25 protein-coding genes, 1 tRNA gene, 2 pseudogenes and 1 CRISPR repeat array are annotated in these 24,775 nt (G+C 53.7%); of the genes and pseudogenes, 16 read left to right on the top strand and 12 right to left on the bottom strand.

Annotated features, from left to right (window positions below):
- Positions 1-115: 115 nt before the first annotated feature.
- The gene (gene tmk, locus RHJ02_RS09240; RefSeq protein WP_206199919.1) at positions 116-829 is read left to right on the top strand and encodes a dTMP kinase; all 714 of its coding nucleotides are present in this window, start codon (positions 116-118) and stop codon (positions 827-829) included.
- On the opposite strand, the gene RHJ02_RS09235 is transcribed toward tmk, so the two are convergent.
- The 3 genes from RHJ02_RS09235 to RHJ02_RS09225 are packed head-to-tail and all read right to left on the bottom strand — an operon-like array spanning position 755 to position 5,668.
- The gene (locus RHJ02_RS09235; RefSeq protein ID WP_310800152.1) at positions 755-3,373 is read right to left on the bottom strand and encodes a DNA polymerase III subunit alpha; all 2,619 of its coding nucleotides are present in this window, start codon (positions 3,371-3,373) and stop codon (positions 755-757) included. The two genes, tmk and RHJ02_RS09235, sit on opposite strands and share 75 nt — an antisense overlap.
- 36 nt (positions 3,374-3,409) lie before the next feature.
- The gene (gene psbQ / locus RHJ02_RS09230) at positions 3,410-3,868 is read right to left on the bottom strand and encodes a photosystem II protein PsbQ (RefSeq protein ID WP_149818809.1); all 459 of its coding nucleotides are present in this window, start codon (positions 3,866-3,868) and stop codon (positions 3,410-3,412) included.
- Positions 3,869-3,907: 39 nt separating this feature from the next.
- Entirely contained in the window at positions 3,908-5,668 is a 1,761-nt protein-coding gene (locus RHJ02_RS09225; RefSeq protein WP_206199917.1) for an NFACT family protein, read from the bottom strand.
- Between the two features lie 90 nt (positions 5,669-5,758).
- Between RHJ02_RS09225 and RHJ02_RS09220 the strand changes: the two genes are divergently transcribed.
- The 5 genes from RHJ02_RS09220 to RHJ02_RS09200 all read left to right on the top strand — a co-directional run bounded on the left by RHJ02_RS09220 (position 5,759) and on the right by RHJ02_RS09200 (position 8,663).
- A complete protein-coding gene (locus RHJ02_RS09220) occupies positions 5,759-6,295 on the top strand; it encodes an RDD family protein (RefSeq protein WP_302676047.1) in 537 nt (178 codons plus the stop codon).
- 35 nt (positions 6,296-6,330) lie between these two features.
- Positions 6,331-6,525 carry a 50S ribosomal protein L33 gene (rpmG, locus tag RHJ02_RS09215; protein WP_149818803.1) on the top strand — a complete coding sequence of 65 codons (195 nt, stop codon included), beginning with the start codon at positions 6,331-6,333 and terminating at the stop codon, positions 6,523-6,525.
- Positions 6,526-6,538: 13 nt separating this feature from the next.
- The gene (rpsR, locus tag RHJ02_RS09210) at positions 6,539-6,754 is read left to right on the top strand and encodes a 30S ribosomal protein S18 (protein WP_011057896.1); all 216 of its coding nucleotides are present in this window, start codon (positions 6,539-6,541) and stop codon (positions 6,752-6,754) included.
- A 122-nt stretch (positions 6,755-6,876) separates the two neighbouring features.
- Complete coding sequence (locus RHJ02_RS09205) at positions 6,877-7,950, top strand: metal ABC transporter substrate-binding protein (protein WP_206199914.1); 1,074 nt, start codon at positions 6,877-6,879, stop codon at positions 7,948-7,950.
- Complete coding sequence (locus tag RHJ02_RS09200) at positions 7,947-8,663, top strand: metal ABC transporter ATP-binding protein (protein WP_206199913.1); 717 nt, start codon at positions 7,947-7,949, stop codon at positions 8,661-8,663. The genes RHJ02_RS09205 and RHJ02_RS09200 overlap by 4 nt, the downstream gene beginning before the upstream one ends.
- On the opposite strand, the gene RHJ02_RS09195 is transcribed toward RHJ02_RS09200, so the two are convergent.
- The gene (locus RHJ02_RS09195; protein ID WP_206199912.1) at positions 8,660-9,103 is read right to left on the bottom strand and encodes an NUDIX hydrolase; all 444 of its coding nucleotides are present in this window, start codon (positions 9,101-9,103) and stop codon (positions 8,660-8,662) included. The two genes, RHJ02_RS09200 and RHJ02_RS09195, sit on opposite strands and share 4 nt — an antisense overlap.
- Positions 9,104-9,474: 371 nt before the next feature.
- Between RHJ02_RS09195 and RHJ02_RS09190 the strand changes: the two genes are divergently transcribed.
- Both RHJ02_RS09190 and RHJ02_RS09185 read left to right on the top strand, forming a co-directional pair.
- A complete protein-coding gene (locus tag RHJ02_RS09190; protein ID WP_149818796.1) occupies positions 9,475-9,795 on the top strand; it encodes a DUF1815 family protein in 321 nt (106 codons plus the stop codon).
- 84 nt (positions 9,796-9,879) lie between these two features.
- Complete coding sequence (locus RHJ02_RS09185) at positions 9,880-10,755, top strand: alpha/beta fold hydrolase (protein WP_206199911.1); 876 nt, start codon at positions 9,880-9,882, stop codon at positions 10,753-10,755.
- 57 nt (positions 10,756-10,812) lie between these two features.
- On the opposite strand, the gene RHJ02_RS09180 is transcribed toward RHJ02_RS09185, so the two are convergent.
- On the bottom strand, positions 10,813-12,051 hold the full coding sequence (locus tag RHJ02_RS09180; protein WP_310800151.1) for a DUF4912 domain-containing protein: 1,239 nt from the start codon (positions 12,049-12,051) through the stop codon (positions 10,813-10,815).
- A 317-nt stretch (positions 12,052-12,368) separates the two neighbouring features.
- Between RHJ02_RS09180 and RHJ02_RS09175 the strand changes: the two genes are divergently transcribed.
- Positions 12,369-13,619 (top strand): SufS family cysteine desulfurase, encoded by a 1,251-nt coding sequence (locus RHJ02_RS09175; protein ID WP_310800150.1) that lies wholly within the window; start codon positions 12,369-12,371, stop codon positions 13,617-13,619.
- Here RHJ02_RS09175 and RHJ02_RS09170 read toward each other — a convergent pair.
- The 5 genes from RHJ02_RS09170 to RHJ02_RS09150 are packed head-to-tail and all read right to left on the bottom strand — an operon-like array spanning position 13,616 to position 16,883.
- Positions 13,616-14,974, bottom strand: coding sequence for an OB-fold nucleic acid binding domain-containing protein (locus tag RHJ02_RS09170; protein ID WP_310438168.1), 1,359 nt, complete (start codon positions 14,972-14,974; stop codon positions 13,616-13,618). The two genes, RHJ02_RS09175 and RHJ02_RS09170, sit on opposite strands and share 4 nt — an antisense overlap.
- Before the next feature lie 27 nt (positions 14,975-15,001).
- A complete protein-coding gene (locus RHJ02_RS09165; RefSeq protein WP_206199907.1) occupies positions 15,002-15,634 on the bottom strand; it encodes a hypothetical protein in 633 nt (210 codons plus the stop codon).
- A complete protein-coding gene (locus RHJ02_RS09160; RefSeq protein WP_315862888.1) occupies positions 15,631-16,032 on the bottom strand; it encodes an HI0074 family nucleotidyltransferase substrate-binding subunit in 402 nt (133 codons plus the stop codon). The genes RHJ02_RS09165 and RHJ02_RS09160 overlap by 4 nt, the downstream gene beginning before the upstream one ends.
- A complete protein-coding gene (locus tag RHJ02_RS09155; RefSeq protein WP_310438169.1) occupies positions 16,008-16,319 on the bottom strand; it encodes a nucleotidyltransferase domain-containing protein in 312 nt (103 codons plus the stop codon). Before RHJ02_RS09155 ends, RHJ02_RS09160 begins: the two co-directional genes overlap by 25 nt.
- A gap of 18 nt (positions 16,320-16,337) precedes the next feature.
- Complete coding sequence (locus RHJ02_RS09150; RefSeq protein ID WP_149818787.1) at positions 16,338-16,883, bottom strand: Npun_F5560 family protein; 546 nt, start codon at positions 16,881-16,883, stop codon at positions 16,338-16,340.
- 59 nt (positions 16,884-16,942) lie between these two features.
- Here RHJ02_RS09150 and rsmH point away from each other — a divergent pair, with 59 nt between their 5' ends.
- The 7 genes and pseudogenes from rsmH to RHJ02_RS13090 all read left to right on the top strand — a co-directional run.
- Positions 16,943-17,815: a 16S rRNA (cytosine(1402)-N(4))-methyltransferase RsmH gene (rsmH, locus tag RHJ02_RS09145; RefSeq protein WP_206199904.1), complete on the top strand. Its 873-nt coding sequence runs from the start codon at positions 16,943-16,945 to the stop codon at positions 17,813-17,815.
- Positions 17,816-17,903: 88 nt separating this feature from the next.
- On the top strand, positions 17,904-18,344 hold the full coding sequence (locus RHJ02_RS09140; RefSeq protein ID WP_206199903.1) for a hypothetical protein: 441 nt from the start codon (positions 17,904-17,906) through the stop codon (positions 18,342-18,344).
- Between the two features lie 9 nt (positions 18,345-18,353).
- Entirely contained in the window at positions 18,354-20,120 is a 1,767-nt protein-coding gene (locus RHJ02_RS09135) for a penicillin-binding protein 2 (protein WP_310800149.1), read from the top strand.
- A gap of 24 nt (positions 20,121-20,144) precedes the next feature.
- Positions 20,145-20,696, top strand: a complete 552-nt coding sequence (gene psbP, locus RHJ02_RS09130) for a photosystem II reaction center PsbP (RefSeq protein ID WP_310453708.1) — start codon at positions 20,145-20,147, stop codon at positions 20,694-20,696.
- Positions 20,697-20,706: 10 nt separating this feature from the next.
- A tRNA-Ala gene (locus RHJ02_RS09125) sits at positions 20,707-20,779 on the top strand.
- A 176-nt stretch (positions 20,780-20,955) separates the two neighbouring features.
- Complete coding sequence (locus RHJ02_RS09120; protein WP_206199900.1) at positions 20,956-21,258, top strand: hypothetical protein; 303 nt, start codon at positions 20,956-20,958, stop codon at positions 21,256-21,258.
- Positions 21,246-21,443: pseudogene (locus RHJ02_RS13090) on the top strand (hypothetical protein); the annotation flags it as partial. The gene RHJ02_RS09120 and the pseudogene RHJ02_RS13090, both read left to right, overlap by 13 nt.
- Positions 21,444-21,623: direct repeats of the CRISPR family, unit length 37 nt; unit sequence GTTTCAATCCTCGATCGCCCCGAAGGGCGATCGCAAC.
- 64 nt (positions 21,624-21,687) lie between these two features.
- Here the strand turns inward: RHJ02_RS13090 and cas5c are convergent.
- Both cas5c and cas3 read right to left on the bottom strand, forming a co-directional pair.
- Positions 21,688-22,281, bottom strand: a pseudogene (cas5c, locus tag RHJ02_RS13085) (type I-C CRISPR-associated protein Cas5c); the annotation flags it as partial.
- Positions 22,282-22,370: 89 nt separating this feature from the next.
- Positions 22,371-24,590 (bottom strand): CRISPR-associated helicase Cas3', encoded by a 2,220-nt coding sequence (gene cas3, locus RHJ02_RS09110; RefSeq protein WP_310822167.1) that lies wholly within the window; start codon positions 24,588-24,590, stop codon positions 22,371-22,373.
- Positions 24,591-24,775 lie beyond the last annotated feature (185 nt).

The following is a 24,775-nucleotide window of genomic DNA, read 5'->3' as shown; positions in this document are numbered from 1 at the left end:
CGGGTGTTCCTAGGAAATCACAGGGAATTGAGCATTACCCCCATTGTAAGGTGACCTGCATTGTATGGCAGGATGCCGCGATTATATCAAACCTTTCTTCAAAATCGCTGAATTCATGCATCCCTACACTGGTTTGTTTATTGTCCTAGAGGGGGGAGAGGGTGCCGGCAAAACGACCCAAATGGGGGCGATCGCCACATGGCTAGAGGAAAGTGGCTGGCTGGCAAAATTACGATCCGCTGACATTGATCCGCCCCTGCTGCTGACCCGTGAACCGGGGGGAACGCCCCTTGGCCAAGGCCTGCGGCAACTGCTGCTCCATAGTGATTTAGAGATTGATCCCATGGCAGAACTCCTTCTCTATGCCGCCGATCGCGCCCAGCACGTGGCGACGAGTATCCGCCCCCAACTGCAACGGGGGGGCATTGTCCTGTGCGATCGCTACACGGCTTCCACCATTGCCTACCAAGGCTATGGGCGGGGACTGGACTTGAGCCTCATCGAGCACATCAACCAGATTGCCACCGCTGGACTGATGCCGGATTTAGTTCTCTGGCTGGATCTGCCGGTTCAGGTTGGCCTTGCCCGCACCCAACGGCGGGGCATAGCGGATCGCCTAGAGCAGCATGCGGTGGCCTTTCATGAGCGAGTTCGTCAAGGATTTATGGCCTTGGCTGAGGCAGGGGGCGATCGCTGGCAGCGAATTGCGGCGGATCAACCCACTGATCAGGTGAGTGAAGCTATTCAAGATTGTCTAGCGGCTCATCTGCACCGCTGGTTTGAGACCTTGAGCCAGCGCCGTACTGGGGGCGATCGCGAATTGGAATAGCTCTCGTCCTTCCTGAAAAATTTGCTCAATGGGCAGCATCTGGCCACGGGTGGTCATAAAGCGGTGATCAGGTGTCGCACAAATCGTTGAGCCATCCTCAAGTTCATACTCATACACGGGACGGAAGCCCTGAAAGTGCCATTGGGCAATGGGCTGGGTATAAAGATGCCCTTGGGAATCAAGGCTGTACACCTGACAGGCCAACTGTTCCTGCACCAAGCGGCGAATCGGGACAGCCCCATATTCCACCGTCATCACCGCCGTCTCGCCACTCAGACAGTATTCAGCAAAATCCAGCATCTGCTTAAAGAGTTCTTGGGCGACTGCGCTGGGCACCCCATTTTTCGCCGCTCCCTCAATAAAGAGGGCTTCATGTTTTTCCATTTCCTCTTTTTTCTTCTTGCCCATCGCGCGGCGGAGCAGATCCGCTTGACCCAGAGAATAGCCTGCCAAGTCCTGCGCCATCCGCATGATTTGCTCCTGATAACAAAGAACGCCGTAGGTTTCCTGCAAAATGGGTTTCAAAAGCTCATGTTGATATTGAATGGGTTCCCGACCATGCTTGCGGTTAATGAATTTGGGGATCAGGCCTGCATCCAACGGTCCCGGTCGATAGAGCGCCAGCACCGAGGAAATGTCTTCCAGATTTGAGGGCTTGAGATCTCGGACAATTTGGCGCATCCCCGAAGATTCTAGTTGGAAGATGCCCTCCAGTTTACCTTCCGCCAGAATTTGGTACGTCTTGGCATCGTCGAGGGGCAATGCATCCAAATCAAGGGCTTGACCGTGGTTTTTCTGGATCAGCTCCCGCGTCTTTTGGATCATTGTCAGGTTCTTGAGACCCAAAAAGTCCATCTTCAAAAGGCCAAGGGATTCCAGATCCTCCATGAAATACTGGGTAATCACCGCCCCATCGTTATTGCGTTGCAGCGGCACCAGTTGATCCAAGGGTTCTGAGGCAATGACAACGCCGGCTGCATGGACGCCATAGGTTTTGTTGGTGCCCTCAATGCGCATCGCCATATCAATCCAGCGGCGCACCAGCGGATCACTGTCGTACTTTTCCTTGAATTCTGGCGAGGGGGTGTCATCGGAGATCATCACCGCCAATTTAACTGGTTTGCCCCGCACCACCGGAATCAGCTTTGCCATTTGATCCGCTTGGCTATAGGGAATATCCAGCACCCGTGCCACATCCTTGAGCACCGCCTTTGAGGTCATGCGGTTGAAGGTGATGATCTGGGCGACGCGATCGCTGCCGTATTTTTCGGTGACGTACTGGATCACCTCCTCGCGGCGGTCAATGCAGAAGTCCGTATCAATATCGGGCATGGACTTGCGCTCAGGGTTCAAAAACCGCTCAAAGAGCAAGCCGTGGTGTACGGGATCAATGTTGGTAATGCGCAGGGCATAGGCCACAAGGGAACCCGCCGCCGATCCCCGCCCTGGCCCGACGGGAATATTGTGGTCGCGGGCATATTTGATGTAGTCCCAAACCACGAGGAAATAGTTCGAGAACCCCATCTGTTGCAGCATTTTCAGTTCATATTCCAGTCGCTGCCGGTAGGTGGGATCCAACTGCTGGCGATCGCTGAGGTGAAATCGCTCCAACAGTCCTTGCCACGCCACTTGCTCTAGGTAGGTATCGGCTGTATGGCCAGCAGGCACTGGAAACTCTGGACTTTGGGGTTCACGAAAGATGTCATAGGGTTCAATCTTTTCGGCCACTTCAAGGGTATTCGCCAAAGCCTCTTCAATGACCTCAGCGGGCAAGTGATCCCGAAACAGCCGAGCCATTTCAGCAGCGGATTTCAGGTATTCCGTGCCGCTATAGCGCATCCGCTTGTCATCGGTGAGCAGCTTGTTGGTCTGGATACAAAGCAGAGCGTCGTGGGCTTCAACGTCATTGCAGGAGATAAAGTGGGAGTCATTGGTGGCAATAATTTTGATCCCCAACTCGCGGCCAATGCGCACCAGTTCAACGTTGACTACCCGATCCTCTTGACTGCCGTGGTCTTGGATCTCAAGGTAAAAATCCTCACCAAAGGTCTCTTGATACCAGGCAGCAACACTGCGTGCCAAATCCGGCTTGCCCTGCAAAATGGCTTGGGGAATCTCACCACCGAGGCAAGCACTGGTGACAATGAGTCCGTCGCGGTATTGCGCCAACAGTTCTTTATTGATGCAGGGGCGAGCAAAAATTCCCTTGCCTTGGAAGCCCTGCAGGTGGGAGATGGTGGTGAGTTTGCAGAGGTTGTGGTAGCCCTGTTTATTTTTGGCCAGCACCACTTGGTGAAAGCGGGGTTTGCGCTCCTGTTTGGTGATGTCGCCATTGATGACGTACATCTCATTGCCAATGATTGGCTTCAGGGGTTTGCCGCGACACAACTTTAACAGTTCAACGGCGCCATACATCACCCCGTGATCCGTGAGGGCGATCGCGGGCATCTCCAATTCCATTGCCCGTGCCACTAGGTCGGGAAGCTGGCTAGCTCCATCGAGGAGACTGTAATCACTGTGAATATGCAGACCGACGAAGGACATGGGCAACGGCTATCAACCTAGGAGAAACGCAGGGGACTAGGACAACTCAGGCAAGCTATTGAGATAGGCCTTGAAGTCCGCTTCAGCATCACGGAAGCCCTCTTGAGCCACGGTGACACTATTCAGATCCGCCCCCTGATCAATTTTCAGGAAGTCATCCGTCAGGGCACGGGTCAAAGCTGTGGGGGTGGGTTGATCCTTGGCCAAGAGATTGCGGTTGAGGGCACGCATATCCATCAGCATTTCACCGAGAGGGCCGCGCATAATGTTGCGGGCTTCCTGCCAATCCCCTTTGGCCACACTGACCTCTAGGTCGGCAAAGCGTTCAGCATTTTTCTCAATGTCACTCAGGTAGTCTTGAATGCGAGTAATTTGCAACTCACTATAGGTGGGCGGAGGGGTGGTCGTGGCACTGGGGCCGCCACAGCCGACTAAAATAATGGCAACAACGCTTAATAGGATTGAAATTAGGGATTTTCGATTTAGGCGCAGCATAGAACCTCAGCAGTCAATGGTGTCGTAAAAAACACGGTTCTATTCTGCCATGATCCCGTGGCGATCGCCGCCAGCACCCCCTTGGGGCAGATCGGAAGAGCCATCACTGACACTCAGAGGGCACCCCCACACCACTGTCGCCTGATCATAGATCACCATCCCCGGTGGAGCGCCCTTCGGTTTTTGCACATACTTGCGGCGAGTATAGACCACGGGTACTTGGGCACTGGCACGGGCTTGACTATGGTAGGCCGCCAAATTCGCCACGTATTGAATATCTTTCTCACTGGGCACCTCCCCCGCTGCGAGGCGGAGAATCACGTGGCTTCCTGGAATCTCTTGGGTGTGAAACCACCAATCGTAGGGACTGGCAACGCGAAACGTAAGATCGTCATTCTGGCGGTTGTTGCGCCCCACGAGAACCGTGAAGCCACTTGGTGTCGTATAGCGTAGGTAGGGACTGGGCGTGGTAGGGGGACGATAGTAATCGGGCGCCGTCAGGTATCCCTGTTGAATCAATTCAGCGCGAATCTCCTCAAGGACATCTAAGGATGTGGCTGTGGCGAGGGTGGCCGCCACCTGATCGAGATAGGCGAGTTCCTCTTCAGCAGCGGTGAGGAGCGGCGTAATGTGCTGCTGGGCACGTTTGAGTTTCTGCTGTTGTTTGTACAGCTCCTGCGCCGTTTGGATGGCACTCTTCTCTGGCGAGAGGGAAATGGCAAGGGGTTCTTGGGTGGCAAAGTCCGTCACGATCAGTTTCGTCATCCCCGGTTGCCACAGGTGAGCATGGGCCATCAGTAGGTCGGCCAAATACCGCTGGCGATCGCCCCCAGCCGCCGCCGCTAAGCGTTCCCGAAAGCCCTCAATTTTGGCGATCAGTTTTTGCCGCTGTGCCTGTAGGCTCTGGTGCAACTGTTGACGGAGTTGCTGCGTTTGCTGTTGCCGCAGTTGGTCTTGGTAGTAGGTGGCAAGCAGCTCATGGATAGTGGCCGTTGGCTGGCTCTGAGTCCCAAGGGGGGGAATGACGCGATAGCCCGTTGATGTCAATTGGGGGACAAAATGCCCGCTCTCTAAACACGCCAGCCAGTGCTGCCAATGGTCAAATAGCCGTCGCCATTCTTCAGCGGTTAGCTCTGTGGTGTGACTTTCTAGGGACAATGCGGCATCCGCCAGTAGTTGCTGTACCAAGGCTGGACTCAGTCCCCGATAGGCCTTCAGAAGTTGCTGCCGCAGCAGTCCGGGAATCACGCTTACCTGTTGTTGCCACTGCTCAAAGGGAATCTCGCAACTGGGCAACGCGGCCGTTAGGGGGGGTGGGGGCACATAGGGTTGACCGGTCAGAATTGGGCGCAAGCGGGACTGTTGGGCATTGACTTGGTGGGCAGCAGTAACAATTTCCCCGGCAGCGTTAACCAGAATCACGTTGCTGTACTTGCCCATGATCTCGGCATAGAGACGCCACTGCGTTGCTGCCTGCGGACGAGGGGCAAATTCCAAGACCAAGACGCGCTCCCAAGGGTTGACTAACCCCACCCGCACAAGGGCAAGGCGATTGAGTTGGGCATGGAGTTGCTGACTAAAAGTAAAGGTGTCGGGTTGGCGGGGGGGCGGTGGTTCAAAGGCAATGCGTGCCGCTTGGGGATGCCAACTGAGGGTCAGCCAATCCTGTTTTTTCAGCGTGCGCAGCGCCAAGGCAATCGTGTGGCGATCGCGCTGGTAAACCGTTTCGAGCCGTGCCGGTAGCCAATGTTGGAGATCGGCACAAACAGCACGCAGGGTGGTCAAATCAACGGGTTGCACCGTCCAAACTCCGCAGAATTTTTTGAGGGAATCGGCCTCAAGCTATACTAGTCTAGCCACTCTCTGGCCTTTTGCCACCGCGTGTTTGCTATGGCACTTTCCCGTCAATATCCACCCCCCTTACCACTGGCTCAGCCTTGGCGACGGGCGATCGCCACCAGCATTGACTTTATCCTCATCTGGTTGACGAGTGTTGTCGGTATCACGCCGGGGGCAGCCATTCAGTGGGGGCAACTGTTTGTTTTTGCCATCGTTTGGTGGTTGCTGCGGGTGGCGATGGTGAACCGCAATAAGGGTCAAAGCCCCGGCCATTGGCTAATGAATGTGCGCCTGTTGGATCAGCGGCAGCGGACACCGGATCTCCTTTCCCTCAGCAAGCGAGAACTGGTGATTGGTGTCGGGGCGCTGTTGACATTGGCAGGCTTGGAGTCCTATGGCCCGAGTATGGCGCTGATTATTTTGGCACTGCCCTTGGCCGTTGACTGTAGCTTGGCGTGGATTGATGAAGAGCACCGCACGCTCCACGATCGCCTTGGCGGCACAAAGGTATATCGCTGTCGGCGGGGCTTTGCCCTTGATCGCAAGCTCATTGAATTGGTGAGCAAAATCCGCAAAGATCTGCCATAATTAGAGATCGGCTCACTGGATAGATAGGCAAGACCATGGCTAAAGCAAAAGGCGCCAGAATCATTATCACCCTAGAGTGCACAGAGTGTCGCACTAATCCGGCCAAGCGATCGCCTGGCGTATCTCGCTACACCACCACCAAAAATCGTCGCACCACCACAGGGCGGTTAGAACTGAAGAAATTTTGCCCCCACTGCAACAAGCACACCATTCACAAAGAAATCAAGTAATTAGAGGACAGCTATGGCATTTTATCGGCGACGCATTTCTCCCATTCCCCCTGGACAGCCCATTGATTACAAGGATGTTGATTTACTACGGCGCTTTATCACTGAACGGGGGAAAATCTTGCCGCGGCGGGTGACCGGTCTCACGGCCAAGCAACAGCGACAACTTGCAGTGGCGATTAAGCGGGCACGGATCATGGCACTCTTGCCGTTCTTGAATCTCGAAGGCTAAAAACTCGCGATCGCTAATTGGTTTTTGCGAAGGGGGAGGTTTAGACTTGCCCCTTTATTTTTGCTTGCTCTCCCTGCCTAAGTGTGCAAATATGAGAATGGTTATCATTCATCTATTTCTCTATGGCTATCCAAGCTCACCTTAAACGCTGGGGGCTGCTGGTAACGCTGGGGGTATTTTTGGGCAGTTGTGCCCCCCAAGCCCAGTCGCCACAGGAGCAAGAGACCTCACAGGCAGAAGCCCAATTCACCATTGTGACGACTTTCTTACCCATCACTGCTTTTACAAAAGCGGTCGCAGGCGATCGCGCCACTGTTGAGCAACTCTTGCCGGCCAATATTGACCCCCATGACTTTCAAGCGCGGCCTGAGGATGTGCGGCTGCTGGCCACAGCAAGGGTTTTGGTCAAAAATGGCCTTGAGATGGAAACCTTTTTAGACAAACTGATTGAAAACGCCGCCAATCCCAATCTCAAGATCATTGATACCAGCGCGGGGGTGGCCACCCTTGCCAGCGAAAAGGATAATCACGAGCACCACCACGATCACCACCACGACCACGCTCATGATGACCACGGTCACAGCCACGGTGAATTCAATCCCCACATTTGGCTAGATCCCCAGCGTGCCATGCAGCAAGTGAAAAACATTCGCGATGGTCTGATTGCTGTGGATCCCGAAGGGTCTGCCATCTACGCGCAAAATAGCACTGCCTTTATTCGAGAGTTAGAAGCCCTAGATGCCCTCGCCCGGGAAAAACTTACTCCCTTTGCGGGCAAAACATTTGTGGTTTATCACGATGTCGCACCCTACTTTGCCGAGAGTTATAACCTGAAAGCGATCTATCTCGTGGGCATTCCGTCGGTTAACCCCTCACCTGCGGATGTGCAGCGGGTGATGCAGGCGGTGCAACAAAGTGATCTGAAAACGCTCCTGACGGAACCGGGGCAAGAACAGGTCTTTGAAAGTTTAGCGCAGGATTTGGGCGTAAAAGTGAGTGTGTTTGATCCCCTAGAGCGTGCTCCCACTGCCGCTGATCTCACGCCGACCTACTTCCTGCAAAGAATGGAGCAAAACATTCGCAATCTGGCTGAGGCTTTTGGGGCGCAACAGCAAGCCTATCGTCGTCCCGATGCGATCGCGGTGGTAGGGACATGGTGGATGCAGGTGAATAGACCGTTAGGGGCAGCACTGTGAACGAATACCTGCTAGAGGTGGAAAACCTCTCGGTGCGGCGGGGCGATCGCTGGGTGGTGGAAAATGTCTCCTTTACCCTCGCCGCCGATACGAATATGGCCATTATTGGTCCCAATGGGGCGGGCAAAAGTAGCCTGATTCAAGCCATTTTGGGCATTATTCCCTACCAGCAGGGACGGGTGACCCTCTTGGGCTATGGTATGGGCTATCGCCGCACGCTCCCCTATGTCCGCCAACAGGTAGCCTACTTGCCGCAAAATTTTCAGTGCGATCCACGCATTCCGATCACCGTGGCTGAATTTGTGGGTTTGGGCTGGGGGCAACCTACGTGGCAGTGGCCTTGGCAGCATCGACAACAGCGCGATCGCGCCATCTTGGAAAGTCTCCAACGCCTGCACCTCGAGCATCTTGCGACACAACCCATGAGTTCCCTTTCCGGGGGCGAAACAAAGCGCGCCCTCTTGGCCTATTGCTTGGTGCAACCCCGTCGTCTCCTGATTTTGGATGAAGCTCCCGCTGGCTTAGATCTCCGAGGTGAGCAACAATTTTATGACCTACTGGAGACCCTCAAGGTGAGTGAGGGCTGGGCAATTTTACAAATTTCCCATCACTTGGAGCGGGTAAGGGCAACCTGTGATCAGGTGCTGTATCTCGATCGCTCTGTCCAAGGACTGGGAACCCCCGAACGGGTGCTGCAACAGTTTGCTGCTTAAACGGGGGATTCTCTCCTAGCAAAGAAATCCAGCAGAATGCGCTGGTGGATGGCGCCTAAGGGGCGATCTTCGCCGAGGGTTTGGGCATAGTGAACCCCAGCCACCACCGAATCGTAGGGTACCAAGTCCATGCCCTGTCCTTCGTTGAGTACCAAGTTTTCCAGTGCACACGTCAAAGGGCCTGTGAAAATATAGCGATGTACTTGGGGATCGCCGTACTCTCCAAAAAAGGTGAGGTGAGGTGGGCAGTAGCCAATCTCCTCATAGACTTCCCGCTGGACGCCCGCGAGCGGTGCTTCTTCGGGTTCAAGATGACCGCCAAAAAGTCCCCAGTGGCCGGCATACAAAATATGGGGACTGTCATCGCGCAGCTGCATAAGGACGCGATCGCCTTGGTAAAGAACCGCAAGGGCAACGGGAACAATCGTGGTTGCTGGCATTGTCTTGCAAGATATGTCGTTAGGGCTACTCTACCCTAGAAACGTAAAGCCAATCCTAAAGTAGATTAAAGCTAAAATGAAGAGTATAGTAGCAAGAACAAATCAACAACCGCTAAAACGTTGAGCAAAGGGTAGCCAGAGGTAAACGTCGCGCTTTGGAGGGCTATCCCCAGCGGGCAACTGTTAAGTCTCCTCTTTCATAGGATGGTTTCGATAACAAATTTGAGCTTCCCTTATTTTTCTATCAAATTTTACAAATGGCTGCAGGAATTTAACAACGTTGGTACGGCCTTGCCCTTTCTTAAGATTGTCTTAATATTTCCCTAGCAGCTGTGCTATAACTTTGTTCATTGCTTGGAGTGCATCGTCCTATGTTTTACCGTTTAGCCGAACAACACCGCCAGTTTATTCGCGATTTAGTGTTGAACCTGCAAGCTCTGGCAATTGCCCTAGAAAACCGAGGCTACATGGCCTCCTGCTACACCTGTGGCGGTGAACTCAACAGTGCCTCTTTCATGGTCAGCTTGGCCGACAACCACCTGATTCGCTTTTTGGTCTCTGACTATGGGATCACTTGGACTGAAATGCGCGATGACCGCGAACTCATGAAACTCGAAGGGGCAGAGGCGATCAATCAACTGCAAGAACTGGCCAATCTCCTCAAGGAAGTCCGTATCCCCACTGCGGTTTAATCCTGTCGGGGCTATCCCTCGATCTTTTGTCGGTGCTAGCTTAAAAGTAGCTGGACTTTCCTTCTACTTTGATCCCCACCCTCAATGACTGAAGCGTCCCTTAGTTGGCAACACCAGTACCTCAGCGTTAACCAAGTACGCCTGCACTATGTCACCCAAGGCAGCGGTGATCTTGTGATTCTGTTGCATGGCTTTCCAGAGTTTTGGTACTCTTGGCGATTTCAAATTCCCGTACTGGCTCGTCATTTCAAGGTTGTAGTGCCAGATCTACGGGGCTACAATGACTCCGAGAAGCCTGCCCACGGCTATGATCTCGATACCCTCAGCCAAGATGTCACGGCGCTGATCCAAGAACTGGGCTATGAACGCGCCCACATTGTCGGCCATGATTGCGGTGGCCTGATTGCTTGGCACGTGGCGGCACGTTTTCCGCAGAGGGTGCAGCATTTAGCCGTCTTGAATACCCCCCACCCCTACCGTGTGGGACTGGAACTCTGGCAACAGGTAGAGCATTTTTGGCGCAACTGGCCACTGTTGGCTTGCCACATCCCCGGCTTGGCGGAATACTGGCTAGGGCATAATCTGCGGAGTTTTTTGCAGGATCTCTTTCAACGCTACTCCATCCGCAAGGCTGCCTTCTCGGCAGAAACCGTGCAACTCTATCAAGCGGCTCTCGAAAAAGCGGGGGCGATCGCTGCGGTGCTCAAAAGTTATCGCCATCTTTTTTCACCCCAACAGTGGTGGCACCTACTGCAACAGCACACGGAAGCCATTACCAGCCCCACCCTGATTCTCTGGGGCGCCGATGATCCCCTCGCCCAACCCAGCCTTGCCAACGGTATCGAAGCGTGGATCCATGCACCGTGGCGGCTGAAATATCTGCCCGACTGTGGCCATTGGGCACAACAGGAAGTGCCGGGGCTAGTCAATCGTGAACTGCTTGCCTTTTTGCGTGCCTAAAAAAATCCCCCCACCATTCGGCAGAGGGAAAGGCATGGATTGAGCCAACTAACTCGCTTAGGCCAGCCACTCCAGCACTGCTTCTTCCTTGGGATTGGTGCGACGTTCGGGGGTTTCGCGGGTGAACTTCATGTGAATGGCGCGGTTTTGTTCCCCATCTGCCGCCACTGCCAAGATCGGGAAGTCAATGAGGCCATCTTGGAAGGACATTTGGAAGCGGAATGTACCATCGGGATTGAGTTTGATCGGGCGCCCATCAATGGTGACGGTGGCATCTGGCTCCGTAGCCCCATAGACAATGAGTTCAGCATCCGCCACCAACCAGAATTTGCGGGGACGAATGGGAGCCGCCGAAGCTGAGAAGCCAACGCCCGACATCGTCAGACCCGACACCGTCGGCACAGCCCATAGGCCAACCCCAGAGGGGAAGACGTAGGAACTGATGGCCATTTCGGGCAACTGGGAGATGGAGCCGGGGACTTGGTGCATGGAACCAAAGAGAGAACCTGCCACCCGCTGCGCTTCGGCTCCTTCGGCCATGGCAAAGATGCCTTCGTAAATGGGATGGGGTTCGGCAGTGCCCGCCAAGGGTGCCCCCAGATCAAAGAGGGTTTTGCCCCGCAGATCCATATCCCAATCCACCGTAATGAATTGATCCCAGACCCAATCTGAGGGGTAGGTGGGGGGAATATGCACAGGGGCAGAACGGGCTAGAACCAACCAGCGGCCATCGGCACAGCGGTAACCAATTTCCACCACATAGTCGCGATCGCTCACGGGGATGGGCAGATACCACTCCCGCGCCAACTCATCGCAGGGGTACTCCTGAACACTGTGGGGAATTTGGCTATCGAGGTTGATATTCGTGGCATCGTAGAGCCGGAGAGCCAGTTGCTGACCCCCTTGCCGCCGCAATTCTTCGCGGTGCTCGTTGGGCACATCCCAATAGGCGTAGGCCCACTGCGGATCCCGGGGCATGAGGACAATGCGGCTTTCACCATAGCCCCCCGGCAAATCCCCAAGGCCTTCATCTACAGAGGCCAAGAGAACATCCTCTTGAGCAGGACCGAGGTCAAATTTTGCTGCTTCCACTTTTTCTTGCGACTCCAGATTAGAGGGGACAGGTTGGACAGAAATGGTAGTGGTGGATCCGTTGGCTTGCGCCTGCTTTTCACGGATGGCAGCGAGGAGTTGATCTTTGCGCATACGGCTATAGCGGGACACTTGCAGTTCACTGGCAATGCGCCGCAACTGCCGCAAGGTCATTTCTTCTAAAGGGGGGCGATCTTTCGGCATGGGTGCCTCCTTATCGTGGGTTGATAGACAGAGCTATCCTTTGCCCTTGATCTTTGGCAAAAAAGTCTTGGGGCGTCAAGGGAATTCGGGCACACTTCTAGGAATTTATACGCAGTTTACTCTTTTGCAGGGATCAAATGTCAGGATTTCATAACATTTATTCTGCACGGGGATCAAGATAGCGGTTTGCTATTCCTGTTCAGCCTCAAACCACCTTCTGCGAGGGGGAAGGGAGTATAGTGAGAAATGTATCCCTGCAAATGCCGTGGGGACTTGCAAGGAAATTCCTGAATGTTACTGATGCCACCACAACTACTATGACGATCGCCCCGAGCCGCTCCCTCGCTGACCTTTGCCGTGCTGACTTTCCGATTTTGGCGCGACAGGTGCACGATCGCCCCTTGATTTACTTTGACAATGCAGCCACCTCCCAAAAGCCCTTGGCAGTTCTCAATACCCTTGAGGACTACTATCGTCGCTACAACTCCAACGTCCATCGGGGCGTACATACCCTGAGTGCTGAGGCGACCACGGCCTACGAAGGGGCACGGGAAAAAGTGGCGCGTTTTGTCAATGCCCCCCATGCCGAGGAGATTATCTATACCCGCAATGCCAGTGAGGCGATTAACCTCGTGGCCTATAGTTGGGGCATGAATACGCTGCAGGCAGGGGATGAAATGATCCTGACGGTGATGGAGCACCACAGTAATTTGATTCCGTGGCAGTTTGTGGCTCAGAAAACCGGTGCTCGCCTCAAGTTTGTGGAACTGACGCCAGAGCAAACGTTTGATCTTGACCACTACGCAAGTCTTTTGAGCGATCGCACGCGGTTAGTGGCCGTCGCCCATGTATCCAACACGCTGGGGTGCCTGAACCCGATTCCCGAGATTGTGCGTCTTGCCCATGCCAAGGGGGCGCGGGTACTGGTGGATGCCTGCCAAAGTGTGCCTCACCTCCCCATTGATGTGCAGCAGTTGGGCTGCGATTGGCTGGTGGCCTCCGGTCATAAAATGTGTGCACCCACGGGCATTGGTTTCCTCTGGGGACGCGCGGAACTCCTGCGGCAAATGCCCCCCTTCTTGGGCGGTGGCGAAATGATTGCCGATGTCTTTCTCGACCATGCCACCTATGCCGATATTCCCCATAAGTTTGAGGCGGGAACGCCAGCGATTGCGGAGGCGATCGCCCTTGGGGCAGCGGTGGATTATCTGAGCCAGTGGGGGATGGAGCGCATCCATGCCTACGAACAGGAACTCACCGCCTATCTCTTTGAACGCCTCCAAGAACTGCCCGGTGTCACCCTCTATGGCCCGAAGTCCGGCGATCGCGCTGCCTTGGCCAGCTTTACCGTTGGTGAGGTGCATCCCCACGATCTCTCGACCATCCTTGATCAGTCGGGGATTGCCATCCGCGCAGGACACCACTGCACACAGCCTTTGCACCGCCATTTAGGGGTTCAGTCCACGGCACGGGCCAGCCTCTATTTCTACAACACCCGCGCTGAAATTGATCAGTTTATTGCTGCCCTTGGGGAAGCCATTGCCTTCTTTAGGGATGTCTTTGCCTAGAGCTTGAGACTCAACAGTTCACTCGCTTCAGCCTGAAAACCGGCACTAGCAAGGGCATGGCGTGCGCGATCGGCATCTTCAACGCGAAACTGTGGTCCTAGGCGTACGTACTGGGCATGGTAGCCATCGGTCACTTTGACCACTACCGGCACCTTGGGCATGTCGCCCACCTGTTGTTTGAGGACTTCCGAGAGGCGACTTTGGGCTTGAATGTCCCCCGCTTGCTCAACAGGCAAATCCACAAGCACCAGCTTCACCGCTTCAAGGGGTTCGGCATCTTCAATCAGGAGTTGGGGGCGATCGTCGCGCATCTCTAGGGTGCCCCACAGCAGTAGCCGATGATCAAGCTGTAACTGCCCATGAATGCGCTCGTAGGCTTTGGGAAAGACGACAGCTTCCGCTTGACCCGTGAGGTCTTCCAACTGCACAATGGCCATCCGCTCGCCGCGCTTAGTGGTAATGGGCTTGAGTCCTGTCAGCAGGGCAATGACACTCACTATCCCTTGACCTGTGTGCTGCTCGAGATCCGCCAAGCTAATAGGGGCAATCATGGCCGCTGGCCGATGAATATCCTTGAGGGGATGGTTCGACACATAAAATCCCAGTAGGTCTTTTTCTTGGCGGAGCTTTTCGGCATCCGGTAGGTCGTCCACTGGGGGCGCACTGGGGGCTGGGTCATAGCTACCGCCGGATTCATTGCTGGAGCCACCCGCCAACATATCAAAGAGGTTGACTTGCCCCACCGCCCGATCCTTGGCGCGCGCCTGTGCCCACTCCAGCACGAGGGGGAGATCCTGCATCAGTTGGTTGCGGTTGCGCTGGGGATGGAGACTATCCATGGCACCACAGGCAATGAGGGATTCAAGGGCACGACGGTTGAGAATGCGGCTATCGCCCCCCGCACGCGGAACCCGTTCGCAAAAATCCGCCAAACTTTGAAAGGCACCCCCCTCTGCCCGTGCCTGCAAAATGGCCTCAATCACTCCCTGACCAACATTGCGTACGGCCGACAGACCAAAAAGAATTTTGTCCCCCACGGGCGTAAAGTCAATATCCGAGCGATTCACATCGGGGGGAAGGACCTCAATCCCCATGCTGAGGCAGGTGGCAATATAGCGCTGTACCTTGTCTTGGTCGCCACTATTCGCCGTGAGCAAGGCGGCCATGTACTCGACGGGAAAGTTGGCCTTGAGAAAGGCGGTTTGATAGGTCACATAGCCGTAGGCCGTGGAGTGGGACTTGTTAAAGCAATTGGCGGCGATCGCTCCATTGGCCAAGAGAAAATTGTGATCCCCAGCTAAACCAATGTCATAGACCGCTTGCCAACCCACTAGCCGCCGGCGGACAATCTTCACGCTTCACCTTTCCAAACGCTGCGCTCTCTATTCTAATCGCCGCACTGTCTCGCGAGCGGGAATCCGCAGATCCCGCAGGGGCATGGCGCTTAAACACTGGTAGTGAGCTGTGAACCAATCAGGCGTTTGCACACCAATACTGGCTAGGGCCGCCACGGTTGGAAAAGGCCACAGTCGCTCAAAGATCACTTCCCCCTGCCAGCCAAATTGCAGAAAATAGCAGCCCACCGGTGCCTGTAAGTGATCTAGGAGTCGCCGTCCGAGGGCATAGAGGGTTTGTCGCTGGCGATCGCTGGCATGGATAGGTAACTGCCATGTCCCTTCAAGGCAGCCAATGATTTCGCCAAAGAGCGTCCCCTTTGCCGTTTGCGCTAGTGGCAACTGATAGAGACCCCCTGTGCTGGTTCGTATCCCCCACTGGGTAACCAAGGCACGCAACGCTTGACACTGCTGCCAAAGCTCGGATGATGCCCAATGGGTGAGGCTATAGTCTAGCACCTGCGGTTGGGGAGCGATCGCGATCGGGGCATCGAGAGGACAGATGGCAATCTCGGCACTGTCTTGGCACTGTTGCAGCAGGGGTACCACTTGGGTCGCGACTTGATCCGCAGACAGTTCGGCTTCCCTTGGCTGTGCCGCACACCAAATCCGTATTTTCAATCCTCTAATCCTCCTGCTGCGAGGGCAGCTAACCAGCGATCCATGAGCATGGCGTGCTGTGCTAACCGCGAGAAAATTGCATCTGCCAAGGTCTCATTGTAGGTGTGGACGGTTAAGTTGCGATCATCCACCATTTTTAGCGCTAAACGGCCTTCCTCTGGAGTAAGTAGGCCAACAGCCAAGCAAGCACGGATCACGCCCTTCGGTGAGGCGATGTCTAATCCTTCGCGTTCCCGTAGATATAGTTGTGCTGCTTTCCAGACGGCTTCTAGGGTGTATTCAAATCGCTGAATTGCAGCATCCCGAATAATCGTATCTGTGCGCTTACCCAAGGGCAATTCTTGCAAAGCAGCTAGCGCTCTTTGGGCAACCACTAATCGTTCCCTGAGCCGATCCACTCAATTCCCTCTGCAATCACTCGCGATCGAAAATCGGCGGACACTTCTGATAAATCCACGACATCGACTGGATAGATCAAATTGGACATCTCTAGGTGCTCCCGCAACTCACTCAACAGCCCCACGGGCAGTGGTGCAAGGGGCAAAATCCCGACATCTAAGTCAGAGCTTTGGCGGAGAGCACCACGGGCAGCCGAGCCGAATAGATAGACCTTGACGGGAAACCCTGTAAAAAAGTCTTCTAGTATTTTTTTGAGTTCCCGCAGATCTTCGTTGGCAGGGGTCACGCTTTGATTCCTGTCCACCTAGGTATTAAAGCTGGGAATCAAGCCAACGCGCGCAGGTTGCAATGAGGGGAATCCCTGCTGTTGTTGCTGGCGGGCTTGAGCGGCCAAGAGGGTTTGCAGATTCCGCAGTTCGGCACGCAGTTGCGCGTTTTCTTTTTCGAGGCTTTCAATTTTGAGTTTCACTTGACTCAGCCGCTCACTAAATTTTTGCCGATAGACTTCGGGCATTTCCTGGATGACGCGCTCTAGCATCTCATTGCGATCGCTCAATTCAATGACTTGAGCTTTCAATTCATTCATTTCCGCTTCACGACTTTGGCTCTGCTGCTGGTAGGCAAGGATCTGTTCTTGATAGGCAGCAATTTGTGCTTCCACCTGTTGCACTTGGGCTTGCAGCAACTTCAGGGCTGCGGCATTGGCTGCCTCGGTCTTGCGGGCTTGGTAAAAGCGCACAAATAACTCAGGATGCTGCACCATGAGTTGATAGAGTTCCTCTGAGAGTTGCTGCACGAGTTGATCCCGTATCAGCAGTTCATCGGCTAAGTTGAGGGAAGTATCGTTCACGGCGGCTGCTCTCCAAGGGACTGTGCTGTGGCAAATTTTACGCTGGTTCTGATCCGCTCATGCAAGATTTGGAATTTTCCACCTACCATCAACCGGTACTGGCAAGCGCAGTTCTGGAGGCATTGCAACCCAAGGCCGGGGGACTCTATTTGGATGCAACGGTGGGAGGTGGCGGCCACACGGCACTGCTATTGCGCAGTGAACCTACCTGTCGGGTGCTGGCGATCGATCAAGACCCGATGGCTCTAGCGGCGGCTCAGGAATTCCTCGCCCCCTTTGGCGATCGCGTCCAGTTTTGGCACGGCAACTTTGCTGATCTGCCTGTGGCTGAGCCGATGTTTGATGGCATTCTCGCAGATTTAGGAGTGAGTTCCGCCCAGTTGGATCGTCCAGAGCGGGGCTTTAGTTTTCGCTTTGATGCCCCCCTCGATATGCGCATGAATCCCGCTAACCCTTTGACAGCGGCAACGGTGATTAATCACTACAGCGAGCGAGAACTGGCGGATATTTTCTACGAATATGGCGAAGAACGCTTTGCCCGCCGCATTGCTCGCCACATTGTTGCCCGTCGTCCCCTTGCCACCACCCAAGAACTGGCGCAGTTGGTTGCCCACTGCCTCAAAGCTTCTCCGCGGCAACGCATTCATCCAGCCACACGGGTTTTTCAGGCCTTGCGGATCTATGTGAACCAAGAGCTAGCGGTGCTCGACCAATTTTTGGCGCGATCGCCCCAATGGTTAAAGCCCGCAGGGCGCATTGCCGTCATTAGCTTCCATAGCTTGGAAGATCGGCGGGTGAAGCAGGCGTGGCGTGGCAATCCCCTCTTGGCAGTTGTGACTCGTAAACCGATTGTGGCGGATGCAGCGGAAGTTGCTCTCAACCCGCGATCGCGATCGGCAAAGCTACGAATTGCAGCGCGTACTTTTGCATGAATTGCCCGAATGATGGTTTATTTATGGGTATCTTTACAGTGCGTCATAATCTTTTAGGGTAATAAATTGCTGAGGAGTGCTGGAGTCTATGGTTGCTGCCCCTAAATTCAAATCCCGATTTATTCCCCAATCGTCGCCAACACTGACGGAAATTCGGCCTCTCCCCAAGCCGCAAATGCCCCTGTGGCAAAAAACTTTGCTGGGGATTCAATGGGTTTCTGGGGTGGCAGCCACCGGTGCCCTTGTGGCTGTACTGCCTCTCTATGGTTGGTCAGCCCTCTCTGAGCAGCAGTGGAGTCAAGCCTATGACCGCTTAGAAACCCTCAAACGGCAGGAGCGGGAGCTACTCGTCAGCAATGAAACCCTCCGCTATCGGGTGACGCAGCAAGTCCAACGCGCGCCCCAAGGTCTCGTGCCCCAAACGCCGCAACACGTTCTTTTTGTGCCCAATGAGGGCAAGATTGCTGCCAAAACTCATTTTGAACGCCCCCCCGTGACACCACCACCGCAGCGCACTGTCAATTACTGATCGCTATCCATGACAACGGCCCGCCCCCAAAACCAATCCCTGCCACCCTTGCGAGTTGGCTTGATCTTTGGCTTTTTGCTGATGGTGATGGGGGGTGTGGTTGCTCGCCTAGTTTATTTGCAAGTGGTTCAGGGGAAAACCTTAGCGGCACGGGCACAGCAACAACAACGGCGCTATACTCCGCCAACCTTGGCACGCTACCCAATTACCGATCGCCGAGAGACGGTTGTTGCTCTCGATCGGCCTGTGTTTACCCTCTTTGCCCATCCAATTCAGTTCAAAGTGGAGCGGCGGGCGATCGCCCGCGATCTGGCTCCTTTACTCAAGCAATCTCCAGAGCAACTGTTGGCCAAGTTCAGTACCTACCCAACGGGGGTACCCATTGCCTACGACATTGATGAGGAAACTGCTGCTAAAATTCGCGCTTTGAACTACGATGGGCTAGAACTCAACCAAGCGTGGCAGCGCATTTATCCGCAGCAGGAACTCATGGCGGGCGTTGTCGGCTATGTGGATCGTGACCACCAAGGTCAAGCGGGGATTGAGTTTAGCCAAAACCAGTTTTTACAGGTTTCCCATAACCGCCAGCTCCTATCAACCAATGCTTTGGGTCAATGGTTACCTGCCCTTGCCCCTGCGGATCCGCGTGCTTTGAGTCAGGGGTACCATGTGCGCCTCACGATTGATACTCGTTTGCAACAAACAGCACGCCAAGCCCTGCAACAGCAGTTACGCAAATTCAACGCTAAGCGGGGCACGGTCATTGTCCTAGAAGTGAAAACTGGTGCCCTGCGGGCACTGGTCTCAGAGCCTTCCTACGATCCTAATCATTACTACCGGGCTGATCCAGCCCTTTTTCGCAACTGGGCAGTCTCGGATCTCTATGAGCCGGGATCAACCTTTAAGCCGATCAACACCGCGATCGCCCTTGAACTCAATGCCATTACTCCCGATACAGTGCTGCCCGATGAGGGGCGGATTACGGTGGGGGGCTGGCCGATTCAAAACAGTGATTTTAGCCAACGCGGCGGCCGCGGTGCCCTCAATATTGCCCAAATTCTCGCCTACTCCAGCAATGTGGCCATGGTGCACATGATGAACCGCATTCCCGCCCGCCACTACTATCGCTATCTGCATCGCTTGGGGCTGACCGAGAAGGTGGGCAGTGATCTCCCCTTTGAAACCGCCGCCCAGTTAAAGCCCCCGGAGCAATTTATTAACTACCCCATTGAACCGGCAACAACGGCCTTTGGCCAAGGCTTTTCCCTGACGCCGCTGCATTTGGCTCAACTATTGGGGGCGATCGCCAACGGGGGAGAGATGGTCACTCCCCATGTCATTGATGGCCTCTACGATGAAAATGGCCAACTGCAAAAACGCCTTGAGCAACGCCCCCCTCGACGGGTCTTCTCGCAGCGCACCAGTCAAGCAGTGGTCAAAATGCTGGGAGAAGTGGTGCGCTTCGGTACAGGGAAACCCGCCCATATTCCCGGCTACCGCTTGGGGGGTAAAACCGGCACAGCACAAAAAGCAATTGGCGGTACCTACAGCAATCTGCGCATCACGAGCTTTGCGGCTATTTTTCCCCTTGATCAGCCGCAGTATGTGATTTTGGCGGTAGTGGATGAACCCAAGGGGGATGATGCCTACGGTTCAACGGTGGCGATTCCGATTGTGCGAGCGGTAACGGAGTCCCTGATTACGATTGAGGGCATTCCCCCCTCACATCCAGAGGAATTGCGCCGCCCCGCTACGCCAGCTTCAGTGTCACAATAGGGGAGAACAGCGCAAAAGGACGGTATGATTCAACGGTTTTTTGCCACAGCGTTGGCGATTCTTGTGATGTTGCTGGGGGGGTGTTCGGCCACCAGTGGGCTACAGGCCTATGTGGATAGCTACGATGGCTATGAGTTTCTCTACCCCCGCGGTTGGGTACAAGTACAGGTGGATGACCCCGTGGATGTGGTCTTTCACGACATTATCGAGACGACAGAAAACGTCAGTGTGGTTGTGAATACGGTTTCCAGCACAAAGTCTCTTGAGGAATTGGGATCCCCTGAGGAGGTGGGCGATCGCCTGCTGCGAAATATCATTGCCCCAACTGAAAGCGGGCGCAGTTCTGCCCTGATCTCCGCGACCTCCCAAAAGGCAGATGACAAAACTTATTACATTCTGGAGTATGCCGTCACTCTGCCGGGGGATGGGGACAATGCTCAGCAGCGACACAATTTGTCGAGTATTGCTGTGAGCCGAGGCAAGGTCTATACTCTGAGTGTTTCAGCTCCAGAGGAGCGATGGCCAAAGGTAGAAGACCAATTTAAGACCATCGTGTCCTCGTTTACCGTATATTAAAGAAAGAATCGGGGAGTTAGCTCAGTTGGTAGAGCGTCGCGATCGCACCGCGAAGGTCAGGGATTCGAGTTCCCTACTCTCCATATTTTTGCCCCCTTTTCAATCCTCGATCGCCTCGTTTCAATCCTTGATCGCTCCGAAGGACGATCGCAACCTCATTCAATGGGGCGAGTCATTCGTATTGAATAGTTTCAATCCTCGATCGCCCCGAAGGGCGATCGCAACTCCGATAGACACCCCTTGCTACCACAGTAGTTTCATGAAATTTGAAATTTCTACACCGCTTGGATTTACGGTTAGAACCTCTGAGGAGTATTGGCAACGGCTGCTCATCAAGCACCCTGATATTGAGGAGTTGGAAGATTGTGTGCGGTTGGCTCTTTCTACACCAGATGAGGTTCGTCGCAGTAGCCGAGATTCAGGAGTATTATTGTTTTATCGGGTACAGCGAGAAAAACGTTGGGTTGTTGCAGTGGCACGACGCTTAAATGGAGATGGTTTTTTAATCACTGCTTATCAAACTGATGCCATTAAAGAAGGGGAGAGAGTGTGGCTCAAATAAGAGTATTTTATGAGCCAGAAACAGAGCTGTTAAGTGTATTCTGGCAAGTTCCACGAAGAAACCAAGTTGCGACAGAACTTGGAGATGGGGTGATTTTGTTCAAGGATGGGGTGACTGGGGAGCCAATTGGTTTAGAAATCCTGTCATATCGTCCCGGGGACGATCGCTTTGATGCTGTGAGTGTCGTTTCAATCCTCGATCGCCCCGAAGGGCGATCGCAACCTCACTAAGGCAGTATTTTGCAAACTGGGGCGAGTTTCAATCCTCGATCGCCCCGAAGGGCGATCGCAACTGCCTTTACCTCCGTTTGTGCCGCCAAATAAGGGGTTTCAATCCTCGATCGCCCCGAAGGGCGATCGCAACTTGGGACACCCTTGAGACACCATTAATCAATCGCGCATGGAAAAACTTTGGCTCTGCTTTCCCAGTAGTTAAATGGGCGCCATTGCCATCGTGGCGCCAGTAGCTGAGGGTCTTTACCTTGGTATCCTGCTCATAGACGACATCCAGCAACATCCACCCCAAATCATCACTGTGGGCAATCGGCTGATCCGCTGGCGTAGGTTCCTCAAAGAAGGCACTAAATTCACGAGTACCTAGGTAAGGCTGGTGGTGGCATTGCCCCTTCCTGACCCGACGGCGAAACTGCTCACAGTACTTGGCAATGTCAGCATTGACATGGGGACGTAGAACAATCTGAGCCTTGATCACATAGGCCACATCCCGCAGTGCTAGGGTATGGCGCTGGGCACGATCCTCATCAGCAAAATAGCGGTAGCTCTCTTGACGGGCGGCGCGATCGCTTTGCAGAGAGTTGACCTCATTGCGGGTAATTGAAAAATGACGAATCGGCTTCAGAACGTGGATTTCTTCCACTTGCCAAATAAACTCAGGTTTCCAAAAAATCGCCTCCAACACCCCCCGCGCGGCACTAGGTGTCATCACTGGATAGCTCACCCGCTCCACCTTAAAGGCAGGATTGGTGAAGCAAGCATAATCCCCCCAAACTTTAACACTGAGCATTGATTTGATTTTAATTGTTATCGCCAGCTTACTTTTGATTGGCTTAGGAAAGCCGATGATGCCGTTCCTCTAGTTTAACTCTGACTGACCTAAAAAATAAGATCGCTGGGATCTGCGACGATGGGGCTTGTTGCGATCGCAATCCCTTTGAGAGGGTCATAGTCACCCTGCCAAGCCCAGAGGCCGGCAGCAATCAGTTCCCGCAGGTGCTCAGTGTCATGAAATTCCTTGGTGCGTAGGTTGACAAGGTAAGGCTGCAATGCGCGGATTTCTTTTGCCCTTAAGCCGCGTTGCTGAATACGGCGAATTAACTGTTTTACTTGATTGTGTTCATCTTTATTTTTTGCTTGATCGGGCACAATGACAACTGGATACGTGTGATCCTCGATGAGACGAAAGCGTTGCGCAACTTCGGGAAAGTTGAATGCCTGACGATACTGCTGAATTTTTTCGGTATCAAGATCATGAACTTGGTAAAGCTGCTGGAAATACCTCTGAAAAACTGTAGGGTCATTTAGGTCAACCATGGCTTGCCTGAGTAAAGTGCGAGTAGTTTCAACAGCGGTGCAATACTCCCCTTGAGGCGTGCGACCCTCTTGGGGGTCAAAAATCACGACTCGTCCCAAGGATGAACGTTGCCCTTCACGGTTACAGCGACCTGCCGCCTGCACAATGCGATCCAGTGACCCCATGGCACGATAAACGACCGGAAAATCTAAATCTACACCCGCTTCGACCACTTGAGTAGAAATAAGCCAGCAGGGTTGATTGTTTCGCAGGCGATCGCGCACCTCCTGTAGGACGGCTTGCCGATGGGCACCGTAGAGCAATGTTGAAAGATGAAACTGGCGATCGCGCTCCTCCTCACCCAAGGCATCCAGAATAGCAAGCGCATCTTTGCGGGTATTCACCACGACGAGGGCTTGATGTTGCTGCTTCAAATCCGCCACAAGGTCTTGCCATGACCACAGGATTGGCAGCTGCTCATAATTGACCCGCTTCAGGGTGCAGAATTGTTGTTGAGCTTCTTCAGGCGGAATGATATCCCTGACATTGTCAAATCCCTCTAGGTAGGGCGTTGTTCCAGCTAAGGCGGGCTGCGTTGCCGTACAGAGCACAACCGTGACTCGATACCGCGCTACTAGTGTCTTCAGAACACTCAGAATAGGAGCTAACAGTTTCAGCGGCAGGGTCTGTACCTCATCTAAAATAATTACACTGTTGACAATGTTGTGAAGTTTGCGGCAACGGCTGGGGCGATTGGCAAATAGGCTTTCAAATAGTTGCACCGTCGTGGTGACAATCAGCGGTGCATCCCAGTTTTGAGCTGCTAGGCGGGCACAGGCTTGGAGCGATCGCGCATCATCTTCATTCTGAAAATCTGTTTGCACTGCGCTGTGGTGCTCCAGAACAGTGTCTTCACCCAGAATCTCCCGATAGACGGCGACTGTTTGCTCAATAATGCTGGTGTAGGGCACCGCAACAATGACGCGATCTAACCCATGTGTTAAAGCATGCTGAAGGGCAAAGGCTAGACTGCTGCGGGTTTTACCACCGCCAGTGGGGACTGCTAAGCGAAAGACTCCCTGCGGCTCCTTGGCTGCGGTCAAGCAATGGTGATAAACATCCTTACGAACCGTATTAACAGGCGTGTTTAGGCTATTGGCCATCAATTGAGTCTGATTCGCTGCAAACGCTGACCATAGCTGCTGTAGGCAGGGGTACTGCCCCCGTTGGGCTGCGGCGGTTGGATCAAAATGGGATTCCGTATCAAGGTAGTCCGCATCCACTAAGCAGGAAAACAGCAAGCGCAGGAACAGTTCAGTATTTAATTTACGAGTTGCAATGTCTAGCTCAGGGCTAGCAATGGAAGTTAACTCTTTTTGAAAATCTGCTGACGGGTCTAAATCAATCCCATCCGCCTTGGCTAGGCCTTTAATATGCTCGTAGGTTACCCGATCAACCTCCGCCAACCGATTCTGCAAATCTGCCATATTAGGCAGGCCGCTATGGTGGCCATAGATCATTGGTGCAAGAGGCTGACACTTCTGGAAAGCGAGGAGCGCACCATACTTAGCGTGAGGAACTTTCTCTTTAACAGCTTGATTTTGGGTACAGGCTTGGAGATAAGCCTGAAAATCAGGGTTGTATTTGCCTAAGTCGTGCCAAAGGCCACCATAGTTGCCCAGTTGAGGTGTACCTAACTTTCCAGCCAGCTTCGACGCTCTACCAGCCACTTTAGAAAGATGCGCTGACAGGGAATGCCATTGACCATCTTGGTTTGGAGTATGAGCATAGTAATTTGACATCATTTCACATAATTCTTTCTCAGCTTATATACTTCACATTGAGATTGAGAGAAAGAATTTTAACCCAACCTTGACAATACTGCGCAACATTGTGGCGGGATGACAAGCTATCTTCACTTTAGATTTTAGCGAAGTCCCTGAGTTGGGAACAGGACGGGAATATTGGGATTGACCCATACTTGACA

This window comes from Thermosynechococcus sp. TG215, from assembly GCF_031583455.1.
Taxonomy (GTDB): Bacteria; Cyanobacteriota; Cyanobacteriia; order Thermosynechococcales; family Thermosynechococcaceae; genus Thermosynechococcus.
This window is presented reverse-complemented; position numbering and strand designations above follow the sequence as displayed.